The sequence below is a fragment of the Hymenobacter sp. BT730 genome, assembly GCF_030542105.1.
GTDB lineage: Bacteria > Bacteroidota > Bacteroidia > Cytophagales > Hymenobacteraceae > Hymenobacter.
This window is the reverse complement of record NZ_JAUOFB010000001.1, coordinates 32,419-45,884: the sequence shown is the minus strand read 5'-3', so window position 1 is coordinate 45,884 and position 13,466 is coordinate 32,419. Positions and strand designations below refer to the sequence as shown.

Sequence of the window (13,466 nt, the reverse complement as noted above, 5' to 3'; positions counted from 1 at the left end):
CCTTTTCCGGAGTTGAGTACTCACTGCTTCGTAGCCATGGACCACGCCAGCGGTACTATCAGCTTCATGCTTAGGTTTCGTCCCAGGTTGAATACGCCGGTGCGCCCATTCGCCTCATTGTATGCCGCATATTTCAGGCGGCTGAGGTGGCTCTGGTAGCCTACATCCAACAGGTTATTGCCGGTCAGATACAAGGAGAAAAGCGTTTTTCCCTTGGCATTCAGGACATCAGAGCCGAGGCCCGCGTTTAAAAGCGTATAACCAGGGGTGCGGGTTTCGGTATCGTAGGCGGAGAAAAAGCGGTTTTGGGCGAAGGTGTATTCTATCCCCAGGCGGGCATAGAGGTTGGCCAGCCGGGAGGTGCCCACCTTGCGGAAGTTCACGCGCAGCTCCGATTGCAGCCTGTCGGCAGGAATCATGGGCAGAAAGCGCAGGCTATCCGGCTGATTAAGCTGCACGGCCCGTACCATGGAAAAACTGTTCTCAAAGTGCAGCCAGTCCAGCGGGTGAGGGTGCAGGTCCAGGGTAATTTCGCCGCCGGCCAGGCGGGCATCTCCCTGGTTGTAGCGAAACACCGGGTCGCCGGTTACGGCCACAGAATCTGCCAGACGGGTGGGGAAAACATAGTTTTGGATGCGGTTGCGAAAGGCATCCACCGTTAGTCCTATGTGGTCAGATACAAAGCTAATCCCGCCATCCAGCTGCAGGCTGGTTTCGGCTTTCAGAGTTGGGTCCCCAATTTCGTAGCGGATAGTGCCTTCATGTATGCCATTGGAACCCAGCTCGGCAATGTTGGGCGCCCGGAATCCACGGGAGGCATTGGCTTTCAATACCAGTTTCTCCGTGATACTGTAAGCTCCACCCACACTGCCCGATAGGTTGCGGAAGTTGGAAGTGAAGGCAGCAAATTTTTGCTCTCCTTCCGGGGCAGGCACTGGCTCTTCATTCGCGCCCAGGTATAAAGCGTCCGCGGTAATGTGGCGCAAGTCATAGCGCAACCCGCCGCTCAGGTCCAGTTTCCCAAACGACTTCTTGGTCACGGCAAACACGCCGCCATCCAGCAGCCGGTAGGCTGGTATCAGGAATTCGATACCCTTATTCATGTTTTCCTGGCGCATACCACTCAGCCCTACCGTGGTGTTCCAGCCGTTTTTCTCCGGCAGGAAGTAGCGCAAAGCATAGTCTACGGTGCGAAGCTGGAAGTATAGGCCTGGGTCGTTGGGTGTTTCAAGCTCACCATATTCCCGGCGCAGGTTCTGCTGCCAGCCCACATTAAGCGTCAGCCGGTGCTGCCCAAAAATCAGGTTGTTTTCGCTTCCCAAGCGCAAGTGGTTAATGCGTTGATAAGGTACTGTTATGGCGTAGCCGCGTAACTCATCATCGGGCACCGTCACATAAGGCTCATCCGCTGGTCCTGAGCCGGGACGCACAAAACGGCCCGTTGTAGGGTCACGGTCGCCTTCTACCAGTCCAATCCTTTGATTAAAGGAGCTAAACGTGAGGTGGGAATATCCCCAGCTTTTGTTGAGCCCCACGTAGCCGTTGCCATTCAACTCCCGAAACCCGGAGTTGAAGACGCGCCCATCATAACGATTCTGATAGTTGCCAGCCACTTTGCGGCTACCACGCACCAGCCAGTTAAAGCCGTGGCGGTTGCCGGCATTCATTAAAGAATAACCCTGTTGATGGTTATTAGTCTGGTAGCCAGCAGCGGCCTCCAGCAGCACCTTGCCGTCATCTACGGGGTCGGGAGCCAGAAAATTCACTACGCCGGCCATGCCATCGGAGCCATAAAGCAGGCTACCGGGGCCTTTAATCACCTCGGCCCGGTCAATACTATATTCATCTATTTCAATGCCGTGCTCATCCCCCCACTGCTGGCCTTCCTGCTTGGAGCCGTTGTTGAGAGTAATGACCCGGTTGCCGCCCAACCCGCGAATAACAGGCTTGCTGATGGCCGCGCCAGTGGTAATCTGTGACAGGCCTGGCGTATGGGCAATGGCGTCCACGGCATTGCTGGCAGCCGACTGATTCAGGCGCGTATGATCAATAACGGACGTGGGGACCGGGGAACGGCGCATTTCCGTGCTGACCGATACTCCCGTAACCACTACCTGCCCAATTTCAGTATCCGTCGGCACAAGGGCAATTTCCAAGGGCGCGCCACTTCCGGTTTCTACCGAGCGTACCACCGTACTGTAGCCGATAAAGCGTACCTGGATCAGAAAACGCCCTCGGGGCAGTTCGTTGAAGCGAAAAGTGCCATCTGCCGCCGTGCTGGTACCCCGTTTAAGATCTGGGAAAAGCACGGTGGCGCCGGGCAGGGGCTCCTGGGTGCGCTGGTCAATTACCCGGCCCGTCATGGGGGGCATAGTGGGCTTTACCTGGGCCGTGACTGCGCTGCTCCAAATAAAGCAGCACAGTAAAAGAAGAATTCGGGCCATATAGAATGGACGAAAAAATAAAATCAGGAAAAGAAAAAGAGGGAAGCCTGGGAGCACAGGCTTTTAGGAAAACGCCTGCCGTATCCGCACAGGCCAGCAGAAGGGTAGTACCGCTTTTACGGCACCTGCTTGTGGCCCGCTGAGCGGGTTCTTAGGAAAGAAGACAGGAGGCCATAGTAGGCGGGCCCCGCAGTTGTACACTAATAATGCGGCTAACAGGCCGCTGCAGCACCCATATTGCCAGCTGGCTGGTGCCATAGGCTACCACCGGCTGCGGTAATTTCAGGGGAGAGGCCGGCTGAAATGCCGCTGAATAGAATTGATCAATAGGGCAGTGCTGATGTTTGGTGGTCAGCACGGCTTTAGAGCGGGAGCCTGGTTTTTGGGCCGCAAAGGATACTTCTTTCTGGGTATGTTGGTGGGTATGCAGCGCCAGAAGCCAGCTATCAGGCAGTAATACGCGCAAAAAGCAGAGCAAAAGCCAAAGGGCCAGCCAGGAACGAGAGGAGCGTACGTCTATCAGAAACCTCACAACAAATCAAACATACTGACTTTCCGACAGTACGGAGAAAGTGAAGGACGAATTTGAAGCAAGGGAGTTGCCTTATATCAATTACCAAATCATAACACCCTCATCATCTGCTGGTAATACTGGGTATGTAGTTTTGTGTTGTCTCCTAATCTATACCCCAGAGTCCATGAAACGAATTACCCGCCTTCTGCTTCGCCAGCTTATACTTCGGCTACGACCTACTGCTCTAACAGCTGAAGTCCAGGATGCACTTTTTGTGTAAACAGTTGTGCTATCCATGTTTTTAAATAGTAGAATAATTCTATTGATTTATACTTAATATATTTTCGACGAATTCATGTTCTAGTCCTAATAGCGAAACGTACTTTTGCCCTATCAGTGTGGTGAGAAGTAACGTGTTGTTAGGATGATATTTACCCGAAAGTCGCTGTATTTGCAGTACCATGAGCCGCTAAAGTTACTGCGTTGGCAGTGGCAGGGGGCACTTAGTCTGTCCCGTTTTCAGGAGGCTTTCCAGGAGTTATTGTTTATCACGCTGCACTATGATGTGCAGCGCTGGATGGCGGATACGCGTGGTCTGCCTCCCTTAGGGCCGCAGGAGCAGGCATGGCTCAGCGAAGAGTGGCTACCGGAGTTCGGCCTGAACACGGCCGTGCATCACCTGGCTCTTATTCTGCCAGATAGCCTGCATAACCAACTGGTGCTGGAAAGCGCCCTGCATGAAGCTCATCAGTATGATTGTGGCCTGATACAGTTTTTTAGCTGTGCACCGGCTGCTCTGGACTGGCTCGCGCATAGTCCCGGCGAAGCCGAAATGCTGGAGCACCAGTGGCAGGTAAGCATCGGCGCCCGCAAACAGGTAGCCTAGCTGCTTCTTTTTCCTTAGGAATTTTACCCGGCCCAGCCGCATATGTGGTTGGGCTGCTGTTTTAGCGGGTAATAGTACTAAACGAAAGGCAGATAAATTGTCTGACTTTTCGGTATATTCTATATAAAAAGTTATAGTATTTACTGTTAATATCTTGCCTGATTACTCCGGAGAATCGGCTTCGGCGTCCTGGCTCATATGCGCGGTTTTTTGCCGGTAGCGCAGCCAACCAGCTACCACCACGCCCACCCCAATAGGCACCAGCGTTACCCCCACCCAAACAAAGAAGTTGTCCCGGAAAAACTGAATCAGGGAAAACCCGGCTACCACCAGCGTCATGGCGGTGCGTACGTAGGCCAGCATAGTGCGCTCATTAGCCATGTGTGTGCGTTCCAGGGCCATTAGCTCACGAAAATCACGACGGGAAACGGTAGTACGAAAGGGTGCCATACGAAAAGAGGCAGTACGGTGGATAGAGCGGAGAGGCAGGATTACATACGCAAAGAGGCCCGGTCGAGGTTTAAGAATGCCAATCTGACAGCGTCCGGGGGCGTGGAACGAGGTTTGAAGCGCGGTGCCCGACAGCTTCAGCTCCTTTGGGAACTGGCGTTTCGTCCGGTTTTTAGTTTTCACCCTTTGCCAAAGCGTTATGCAAGAGAAAGGTAGCATCTCGATTCACACCGAGAATATCTTCCCCATCATCAAGAAATTCCTGTACTCCGACCACGAAATCTTCCTGCGGGAGCTGACGTCCAATGCCGTGGATGCCTCCCAGAAGCTGAAGAGTCTGGCGCAGCTCGGCGAGTTCAAAGGCGAGCTGGGCGACCTGACCGTGAAGGTGAGCCTGGATAAGGAAAAACGCACCATCACCATCTCCGACCGGGGCCTGGGCATGACGGGCGAGGAAATCAAGAAGTATATCAACCAGATTGCCTTCTCCGGCGCCACCGAGTTTGTGGAGAAGTATAAGGAGAAAGACGCCTCGGCCAAAGACCAGATTATTGGTCAGTTCGGTCTGGGCTTCTACTCCGCCTTCATGGTAGCCAAGGAGGTGGAAATCTTCTCCAAGAGCTACAAGGAAGGCACCGAAGCCGCCCACTGGGTGTGCGACGGCAGCACTGAGTTCAGCCTGGAAACCACCGACAAGGCCGACCGGGGCACCGATGTGGTGCTGCACATAGCCGAAGACTCCGACGAGTTCCTGGAGCCGGCCCGCCTGCGCACCATCCTCACCAAGTACTGCAAGTTCCTGCCGATTCCGATTGAGTTCGAGGGCCAGATTATCAACCAGACTGCCCCTATCTGGACCAAGCAGCCCTCGGAGCTGACCGACGAGGACTACACCAAGTTCTACCAGGAGCTGTATCCTTTCTCGGAAGCGCCGCTGTTCTGGATTCACCTGAACGTGGACTATCCCTTCAACCTGACGGGTATTCTGTATTTCCCCAAGGTGAAGGACGAGCTGCAGTTCCAGCGCAACAAAATCCAGCTCTACTCGCGGCAGGTGTTCATTACCGATGAGGTGAAGGACGTGGTGCCCGAGTTCCTGATGCTGCTGCACGGGGTGATTGACTCACCGGACATCCCGCTGAACGTGTCCCGCTCTTTCCTGCAGGCCGACGCGGCGGTGCGCAAAATCAACACCTACATCACCAAGAAGGTAGCCGACAAGCTGGCCGAGCTGTTCCGCAAGGACCGCGCAGGCTTTGAGGAGAAGTGGTCGGATATTGGGCTGTTCGTGAAGTACGGCATGCTCTCGGATGAGAAGTTCTACGAGAAGGCCAAGGACTTTGCGCTGGTACAGAACGTAGCCGGCAAGTTCTTTACTCTGCCCGAGTACCAGGAGTTCATCCAGGCCAACCAGAAAGACAAGAACGAGCAGACGGTGGTGCTCTACACCACTGATGCCGAGGCCCAGCACAGCTTTGTGGAAGCTGCCCAGGACCGCGGCTACGACGTGCTGGAACTCAATGGGCCCCTCGACTCGCACTTCATCGGTCAGCTGGAGCAGAAGCTGGAGAAAACCACTTTCAAGCGCGTGGACGCCGATACCATCGGCAAGCTGATTGAGAAGGCCGAAACCACGGAAAGTGTCCTTAGCGACGACGAGAAAACCAAGCTACAGGAGGTGTTTGCCAAGGCCATCAACAACGAGCACATGCACGTGCAGGTAGAAGCTCTGTCGCCGCAGGATGCCCCCGTTATCATTACGCTGCCTGAATTCATGCGCCGCATGAAGGACATGCAGCGCACCGGCGGCGGCGGCGGTATGCAAATGTTCGGCTCCCTGCCCGACTCCTACACCGTAAGTGTAAACGCCAATAATGCCGTGGCTCAGCGCGTGCTGAAGTCATCGGAGGAGGATGCCAGCCGTCTGGCCCGCCAGGCCTTCGATCTGGCATTGCTGGCCCAAGGCATGCTGAAAGGCGAAGCCCTGACGGCTTTTGTAAAGCGTAGCGCCGAGCTGCTGGCGGCTGAATAAGCCCAACTGCTTAGGCAAAATACGTAACCCTGACTGGCTCTATGGCGCTGGTCAGGGTTTTTTGCTTTCTGGCAAGGGCACCAAATCCGGCTATATTTACGTTCGATGCTCCGTATCCTGTCTGTTCTTCTGATGCGTCCGTTCCGTTCGTGGGTAGGGGTGGTACTGCTGCTGGTAGCGGCCTGCTCACCTAAAACCGTTTCCTTCTCCAGCAAACCCGAGCAGCCTGCAATGGCCGCCGGCCTCGATACGCTCACAACTTCCAGCGACACTACCAAAGCACCGTCGTTGCTGGCCCGGGCGGCCCTCACCAAGGAGCAGGAAAAAAAAGCTAAGGAGCAGGAGAAAGCCAGCCAGCGCAAGCCCAAAAAGAAAAAGAACGTCTTTCTGGGTGAACCTATTAAGAAGGGCTACACGAAATCAGGCCCTAAAGGCAAAAACCAGGTAATCGAGATTTTCTACTACCTGAAAAACTTTCAGCAGCCCAACGCCTACGCTCCGGCGCGCTACTACTTTAATCAGCGCAAAGGCAAAATATTTAAAGCCTCCGGCGAGCTGGACCCCGCTAACGACAAAGTATTGCATGGTCCCTACAAAAAACTGCAGGGTGGCAAAGTAGTAGAAACCGGCTTTTACGCGGTGGGCACACGCCACCTACGCTGGGAAAAGTATAACAAAGAGAATATTCTGCTTAGCAAAACCCACTACGAAATGGGTTTCCCGCGTGATGCGGTTATCACTTATTATGATGGGGAGCAGAAGCACGTCAAGGAAGTAGTACCCTATGAAAACGGCAAACTGGAAGGGGACTATGTGCGCTTCCTGGAAAACGGCCAGCGCGACTGGGATGGTCAGTTTGAGAACGGCAAGAAGGTAGGAGAGTGGAGTAAGTACTGGGGCTTCCGCAACCGCCGCCGCTATGTCTACCAGTACGGCGAAACGGGCTACGACCCTGAAATAACACAGCCGGAACTTTTAAGAGAGTACAACCGCAACGCAGTGCTGATTTATGAGAAGGATAAACTGGATAAGCGCGGCCAGCCTGACTTATCAAGGCCCGGAGCCAAAAACTAGGGCTCAATAGAAGGCATCCTCAAAATGCTCAATGCGGAAGCCGGTAGTGCTGGGCATCACGGCCAGAATATCAAAGCGAATGTCGCCGGTCCAGTTTAGCTCCTCCTGCAGCTGCTCGGCGGCCAGGCGGAAGAGCTGCTGCTTACGGGCCGTAACAAAGGTTTCGGGGTAGCCAAACTGGCTGGAAGACCGCGCTTTTACCTCCACAAAAACTAGCAGTGTGGTGCCTTGGCGCACTACCAGGTCTACTTCAGCACGACGGTATCGGTAACTACGCTGAACCAGCTCATAGCCCAGGGAATTTAAATAAGCCGCCGCAGCATCTTCTCCGGCTTGGCCGAGTGTATGAGCGGCTGTAGCCATAGCAGAGGGAGGGTAACTTTCCAGCAGGAGGCTGTTAAATTGGATAAAAGCAGGTAGTACTAGTTCTTTGAATTGGCGTTGGGTCTAAATCTAGTAACTTTGCGTGTTTTCCGCGAAATTCCAGATACTTATGAAGACACTAGTCGAGCAGTTTAACGAGCAAATGAAGGACGCCATCCGCATCGGACAGGCTAGCCAAATTACGATAGAGAAAAAGGCATACCGCAATGTGGTCATTGCCGGTATGGGCGGATCAGGCATTGGCGGCAGCGTAGTGCAGTCTATTTTGCTGGATAAGCTGCCGGTTCCCGTGTCGGTAGTAAAGACGTATAACATCCCTGGCTTCGTAAACCAGGATACCCTGTTCATTGCCTGCTCTTTCTCCGGCAACACCGAGGAAACCCTGGCGGGCATGGAAGAGGCCCAGCAGAAAGGCGCTGTTATTGTGTGTGTAACCACTGGCGGCCAGATGCTGAAGCTGGCCCAGGAGCACAACTATCCAACCATCGTTTTCCCAGGCGAGACTAAAATGCCCCGGGCCAACATCGGCTACTCGGCGTTTCAGCTGTTCTTTGTACTGGAAGCAGCTGGTCTGATTGATAACTCCTATCTGGCCGATCTACACGAAGCCGTTGCTCTGGTAGAAGAAACCGAAACGGCCGTACGCGAAGAGGCTCACACAATTACGGAAGCCTTGTACGAGCGGCTGCCAGTAGTATATGGTGATGCGCTGTTGGAATCTACCGCTGTGCGCTTTCAGCAGCAGGTAAACGAAAACTCCAAGCAGCTGTGCCACGTGAACAGCTTCCCGGAGATGAACCATAATGAAATTGTGGGCTGGGAGTTCCCCACCAAGATTCTGCGCGAAACCACGGTTCTGTTCCTGCACTCCGCCTTCGACCACAAGCGCGTGGCCCAGCGTATGGAGCTGTGCCGCCCCGTATTTGAAGCCCAGGGTGCCAAAGTGCTGGACGTAACCGCCAAAGGCAAGTCCCTCACCGCGCAGATTTTTTACCTGATTCACCTGTTGGACTGGGTTAGTATTTACCTGGCGGAGAAAAACGGTACCGATCCGGCGCCCGTGAAGGTGATTGACAAGCTGAAAAACCAGCTGTCGGCTCAGCCTGCCTAAGCTGGCTTTAATAGAGCGGCTCAGGCCTCGGGTTTGCGTTAGATTTTTCCGGCATGGATTCTCTGTATAGTTCCTGCGCTATTACCAGCCCCGCTCCGGCCCCAGTGGTCGGAGCGGTGGCTGCAGTGCCGGGCCAAAACCGGCAGATTCGGGTTGAGCGCCTGGGTCTGGTAGACTATGAGTCTACCTGGGCCTATCAGGAACAGTTGCTGGCAGCGGCCTTGGCGGTTAAAACCCGCAACCGCTTGGCCGCTGAATCCGGTACGCCGTTGGAGCTTACGCCCAACCACCTGCTGTTGTGCCAGCACCCCCACGTATACACACTGGGCAAAAGCGGCAAGCCCGAGCATCTGCTGCTTGATGAGGCGGCTTTAGCCCAGCACGGCGTCACGTTTCACCGCATTAACCGCGGCGGCGACATCACCTACCACGGCCCCGGCCAACTGGTAGGCTACCCCATCCTCGACCTCGACAACTTCTTCACCGATATTCACCGCTATCTGCGGGTGTTGGAAGAAGCCGTTATCCTGACTTTGGCCGAATTTGGCTTGCAGGCCGGCCGCATTGCGGGCCTCACAGGGGTATGGCTGGGTTTTGAGGAAGGCGCAGCCAATCCGCGTAAAATCTGCGCCATGGGCGTGAAGTGCAGCCGCTGGGTAACCATGCATGGCTTTGCCCTCAATGTGAATCCCGATTTGTCCTACTTCGGCCATATCGTGCCTTGCGGCATTACCGATAAGGCCGTGACCTCGCTGCAGCAGGAACTAGGCCGCGCAGTCTCGATAACGGAAGTAGAAAACCGTCTTTTGCCGCATTTGGCCAACTTATTGCAGGCCGATCTGATCAGCTAAGTCCTTTATGAAAGACGATATTATCTTCGATCCGGTAGAAGGCGTTTCGGTGGCAGTAGTGCCCGATGAGGCGGCCGCCACGGAAGAAGGCAAACAGGGCTGGCAAGTATATCTGCTGAATCATAACGATTTTCCTTTGCGCAATGTCATCGTGAGCTCTAACGGCTACGGGGTGCAGCCCAACGGCGAATCGGTGCGCACTTCCACACTGCGCCACGTGATTCTGGAAGTAGAGCCCCACACCGCCGTCCCCATTGAGCCCATCGACCCGGATCTGTTTCATCTTAACAATCAGTACTGGGTAAGCTATTACCGGGGCTCGCAGATTTTTGATAAGAAGTTCATCTTTGTTCCTGACTCTATTGTGCCTGAAAACCTTATCCGGATTGCCCTGCTCGACCGGGAAGGGATTCTGCACAGTTAAGCTTCGGGATTCATTCGCAAACCACCCACCGGGCTTCAAGCGTAATTGCTTAACTTCGGGCCCTGCCATATGACTGCATTAGGTATTTCGCTGAGTCTCTCGTTCCTGTGGGCATTTTTGGTGGCGCTGTTTGCAGTGCCCTCCATTATTTACATTGCCCATCTCAAGAATATGCTTGATGCGCCCAACCTGCGCACCGTGCATGAGTCGCTGACGCCCCGCCTGGGTGGGGTGGCCGTTTTTGCTGGCTTTATGTCGGCGCTTACCATTTTCGGAAACCTTGCAAATGGCGTTCAGCAGTTGCTGGCGGGCTGTATTGTGCTGTTTTTTGTGGGGCTAAAAGATGACCTGGTCAGTATTTCCGTCTCCAAAAAGTTTGTAGGTCAGCTACTGGCTACCGGTGTGGTTATGATTATGGCCGACATCCGGATTACCAGCTTTCAAGGCATCCTGGGTATTCAGGAGCTTCCTATTGGCATCAGCTACGCTATTACGTTCGTTGCTATTGTGGGTATTACCAATGCTATTAACCTCATTGATGGGCTGGATGGCTTGGCGGGTACCATTGTGCTGATTATCGTGAGCACCCTTGGCTATTTCTTCTTCCGTTATGGCGGCGACCGGTACGGTAACTATGTGTATGTCTCCGTATGCGTAATAGGGGGGCTGATAGGCTTCCTGCGCTACAACTTTCACCGCGCCACCATCTTTATGGGCGATACCGGCTCGCTGGTCTGTGGGTTTATCGTTTCCGTGTTGACTATTCAGTTTATTGAGATGCGGCAGCCTTTTCCGGAATCAGCCCCTTCCGTTGCAGCGGGTATTCTTTTTGTGCCGCTGTTTGATACCCTTCGCATTTTCATTGTGCGCATGATGGCCGGCCGTTCCCCCTTCTCGCCCGATAAAAACCATGTGCATCACCGGATTCTGGCTATGGGCTTTCAGCAGATCAGCACCGTAATGTTACTGGCCCTGCTGAATATTCTGGTGATTTTGTTTGTCATCAACTTCGCTTACCTGGGCAATACTTTGCTAATCGTGTATCTGGTAGCCTTCTCGGTAGCTTTGAGTGTGTTTTTGGGCGTGTATCAGAGCCGTAGCGCCCGGCAGCGGGTGGCTTCTTAACCAGGTAATCCAGTGCCAACGGGGCGTTATCAGTGGTTGTGGGGAGTAGTGCTAAGCATACTGCTGCTGGGGCATGCGGCACTAGGTGCTGAGTACCGACCATTACCGCCCGCCCCCCAAAAAGGCCTTACCAATGACTGGCTCATTTATAATCCGGCACAGAACCGACTAACACTTTACCTGCCAGATTACCATCAGCCCGCCCACGCCTACTATCAATGGGTTAGTTTGAAGTGGGGCCAGCCAGTGCCTATTACCTTCACAGCTCGTCAGAATCTGAGCTTGTTTCTGGATAACCGACTCGTTTTCACGGCACCGGAGGCAGGAGTGTTTTCCCTGGACTTGGCTAAGCTGATTCCTGCTGATTCCCCCTCCGCTCGCCATTTATTGTGCGTATGGCACCCTGATGAGTCGCCCGCCTACAACTCCTTTGTCAATACGGTACCGCAGCCAGCTCCTCAGCTTGGTAAGACTGCCAGCACCTTGTTGCCTCAGGAGCGGGTACCCGGACCACAGAACGTGTACATCGTTTTTTTACTGGTAATAGGGCTGGGCTATGGCAGCATTCGGGCTACCTATCGTCCGGGCTTTGCGCGGATTTATCAGCTCAGCAGCTTTTGGAGCAAATCTTCCACTGATCAGGACTTCTTAGTAAAGCCCACTATTACGTGGCTCAATGTAGTACTGGTCTTTGTGTTTTCGTTATCGTTTGCACTGCTATTAGTAGCTATTCATACCAGTGTGCAAAATGTGCCCATTATCCGGCGTATGTTCAACGTACCCGAGTCGGCGCTGGTAGTACGGGTGCTGCTCTATACCGGGCTGATTGCGGCCTTTGTATTGCTAAAATACCTGTACCTGCAGATAATGGGATATATCTTCGATGTATCGGGGCTAGTTATGGTACAATACCGGGAGTTTATCCGCACTATCCTGCTGATGGGCTTGGTATTGCCTTTTGTGATGCTTCTTTATCTAGCCCTGAATTCCTCAGCCCCGTCTATGGTGCTGTGGGTTTCTAATGGGGTGGTTACCTTACTATTACTTGTAACTGTCTTACGAATTGGCCGAACATTGAATCAGCGAATGTCACTCTTAAATCTGCATTTGTTTTCGTACCTTTGCGCCACAGAAGTTCTGCCTTTTATTGTACTGCTTAAAATCATCGTTTTTCCTTATTAATCAAGGAGTTATTGGTGGTACTAGGTTGTGAATATCAGTTTAAGCACCTCACCGTTCCTCCTTATAGCCCTAGATTTACTCTCTTTTTTAACTATGGCCGAAAGCAAAGATATTCCGGGGACTGGCCGTCACGCCAAGCGCATCTCCAGCATCCTTGTCACCCAGCCTAAGCCCACCGGCGACGTTTCCCCTTACTTCTCCATTGCCGAGAAATACGGTATCAAGGTTGATTTCCGGGAGTTTATTCAGGTGGACCCTGTGTCTTATAAGGACTTCCGTAAGGAGAAAGTCAATATTCTGGAGCATACGGCAATCATCTTTACCAGCCGTAATGCGGTAGATCATTTCTTTCGCATTTGTCAGGAGGCAAAGATTGAAATGCCTGCTGAAATGAAGTACTTCTGTATTTCAGAACAAACGGCTAATTACCTGCAGAAATACATCGTGCTGCGTAAGCGTAAGCTGTTCGTGGGTAGCCGCACCGCTGCTGACCTTTTTGACGTTATCAAAAAGCACAAAGGCGAGAAGTTTTTGTACCCCTGCTCCGATATCCGTAAAGATGACATTCCGGAGTTTATGCGGGCCAATAACTTCAAGTTCACAGAGGCAGTTATCTACCGTACAGTAGCCAGCGACTTATCGGACCTCTCGGATGTAAAATACGATTGTATTGCGTTTTTTAGCCCATCCGGTATTAGCTCGCTATTCATCAACTTTCCTGATTTCGTGCAGGACGGTACCCGCATAGCAGCTTTTGGTCCCACCACCGCTAAGGCAGTGCTGGATGCTGGGTTGGAGTTGGATATCCAGGCTCCACATCCAAATGCCCCTTCTATGACGGGCGCTATTGAGCAGTATATCCTGTATCATTCCGGCGCTGCCGAACATAACAACGCGAAAAGTAAAGTAGGTAAACCGAGCAACTAGTTTGCTCGTTGAGGAAGGGAAATCGGTGAATAGGCTTCTTCTCTTTGGGGTGACGTTTTTTT

General features: G+C 53.1%; 13 protein-coding genes. 9 read left to right on the top strand and 4 right to left on the bottom strand.

Going from position 1 to position 13,466, the window contains the following annotated elements; genetic code table 11:
- Window positions 1-20: 20 nt before the first annotated feature.
- Window positions 21-2,444 (bottom strand): TonB-dependent receptor, encoded by a 2,424-nt coding sequence (locus tag Q4G72_RS00195; RefSeq protein ID WP_303309419.1) that lies wholly within the window; start codon window positions 2,442-2,444, stop codon window positions 21-23.
- A 151-nt stretch (window positions 2,445-2,595) separates the two neighbouring features.
- Complete coding sequence (locus Q4G72_RS00190) at window positions 2,596-2,910, bottom strand: hypothetical protein (RefSeq protein WP_303309418.1); 315 nt, start codon at window positions 2,908-2,910, stop codon at window positions 2,596-2,598.
- 472 nt (window positions 2,911-3,382) lie between these two features.
- Here Q4G72_RS00190 and Q4G72_RS00185 point away from each other — a divergent pair, with 472 nt between their 5' ends.
- Window positions 3,383-3,844: a hypothetical protein gene (locus Q4G72_RS00185; protein ID WP_303309417.1), complete on the top strand. Its 462-nt coding sequence runs from the start codon at window positions 3,383-3,385 to the stop codon at window positions 3,842-3,844.
- Window positions 3,845-4,006: 162 nt separating this feature from the next.
- Here Q4G72_RS00185 and Q4G72_RS00180 read toward each other — a convergent pair whose 3' ends face one another.
- Entirely contained in the window at window positions 4,007-4,294 is a 288-nt protein-coding gene (locus Q4G72_RS00180; protein ID WP_303309416.1) for a YidH family protein, read from the bottom strand.
- A gap of 199 nt (window positions 4,295-4,493) precedes the next feature.
- Between Q4G72_RS00180 and htpG the strand changes: the two genes are divergently transcribed.
- Together htpG and Q4G72_RS00170 are read left to right on the top strand one after the other, a co-directional pair.
- On the top strand, window positions 4,494-6,326 hold the full coding sequence (gene htpG, locus Q4G72_RS00175; RefSeq protein WP_303309415.1) for a molecular chaperone HtpG: 1,833 nt from the start codon (window positions 4,494-4,496) through the stop codon (window positions 6,324-6,326).
- Window positions 6,327-6,458: 132 nt separating this feature from the next.
- Window positions 6,459-7,400: a toxin-antitoxin system YwqK family antitoxin gene (locus Q4G72_RS00170; protein ID WP_303309414.1), complete on the top strand. Its 942-nt coding sequence runs from the start codon at window positions 6,459-6,461 to the stop codon at window positions 7,398-7,400.
- Between the two features lie 3 nt (window positions 7,401-7,403).
- Here Q4G72_RS00170 and Q4G72_RS00165 read toward each other — a convergent pair whose 3' ends face one another.
- A complete protein-coding gene (locus tag Q4G72_RS00165) occupies window positions 7,404-7,763 on the bottom strand; it encodes a YraN family protein (RefSeq protein ID WP_303309413.1) in 360 nt (119 codons plus the stop codon).
- Window positions 7,764-7,893: 130 nt separating this feature from the next.
- Between Q4G72_RS00165 and Q4G72_RS00160 the strand changes: the two genes are divergently transcribed.
- The 6 genes from Q4G72_RS00160 to Q4G72_RS00135 all read left to right on the top strand — a co-directional run bounded on the left by Q4G72_RS00160 (window position 7,894) and on the right by Q4G72_RS00135 (window position 13,404).
- Window positions 7,894-8,895, top strand: coding sequence for a bifunctional phosphoglucose/phosphomannose isomerase (locus Q4G72_RS00160; protein ID WP_303309412.1), 1,002 nt, complete (start codon window positions 7,894-7,896; stop codon window positions 8,893-8,895).
- A gap of 53 nt (window positions 8,896-8,948) precedes the next feature.
- A complete protein-coding gene (gene lipB / locus Q4G72_RS00155; RefSeq protein WP_303309411.1) occupies window positions 8,949-9,746 on the top strand; it encodes a lipoyl(octanoyl) transferase LipB in 798 nt (265 codons plus the stop codon).
- A 7-nt stretch (window positions 9,747-9,753) separates the two neighbouring features.
- The gene (locus Q4G72_RS00150; protein ID WP_303309410.1) at window positions 9,754-10,170 is read left to right on the top strand and encodes a hypothetical protein; all 417 of its coding nucleotides are present in this window, start codon (window positions 9,754-9,756) and stop codon (window positions 10,168-10,170) included.
- 69 nt (window positions 10,171-10,239) lie between these two features.
- Complete coding sequence (locus Q4G72_RS00145) at window positions 10,240-11,295, top strand: MraY family glycosyltransferase (protein WP_303309409.1); 1,056 nt, start codon at window positions 10,240-10,242, stop codon at window positions 11,293-11,295.
- A 12-nt stretch (window positions 11,296-11,307) separates the two neighbouring features.
- A complete protein-coding gene (locus Q4G72_RS00140; protein ID WP_303309408.1) occupies window positions 11,308-12,477 on the top strand; it encodes a DUF4271 domain-containing protein in 1,170 nt (389 codons plus the stop codon).
- A 93-nt stretch (window positions 12,478-12,570) separates the two neighbouring features.
- Entirely contained in the window at window positions 12,571-13,404 is an 834-nt protein-coding gene (locus Q4G72_RS00135) for a uroporphyrinogen-III synthase (RefSeq protein ID WP_303309407.1), read from the top strand.
- Window positions 13,405-13,466: the final 62 nt, after the last annotated feature.